Origin of the sequence: Streptomyces sp. BE20, from assembly GCF_036322525.1 — a bacterium.
GTDB lineage: Bacteria > Actinomycetota > Actinomycetes > Streptomycetales > Streptomycetaceae > Kitasatospora.
Genome location: NZ_JAQYWW010001220.1, coordinates 1 through 308, shown reverse-complemented (window position 1 = coordinate 308; position 308 = coordinate 1). Strand labels below are relative to the sequence as shown.

At 57.1% G+C, this 308-nt stretch carries 1 protein-coding gene; it reads left to right on the top strand.

Annotation, left to right across the window (positions count from 1 at the left end; translation table 11 throughout):
- Positions 1 to 266 (top strand): hypothetical protein (locus tag PUR61_RS41840; protein WP_329885203.1); only part of this gene is annotated, 266 nt, incomplete at its 5' end.
- Between the last annotated feature and the right edge of the window lie 42 nt (positions 267 to 308).

The window sequence follows — 308 nt, the reverse complement described above, 5'->3', positions numbered from 1 at the left end:
GGGGGTGGTGGGGGGTTTTTTTGTGGGTTTTGGCCGGTTGCGGTTTGTGGGGGGTTTTTTGTTTTTTTTTGGTTTTTGGGGGGGGTTGTTGGGGGGTTTGGGGGGTTTTTGGGGGGGTTATGGGGTTTTTTTTTTGGTGGGGGTCGTTTGTGTGGTTTTTTTTGTTGTTGGGGTACGATGGTGCGGGTGTTCTTGGAGTGGGCGAGGGGGTGGTGTTCATGCTGGTTGTGGGGGGGGGGGCCCTGGTGGTGGTACTGCTCCGGTAGGTGTTTAAGTTGCTCCCGTGCGGGGCCGGGGTGGTGCTGTTC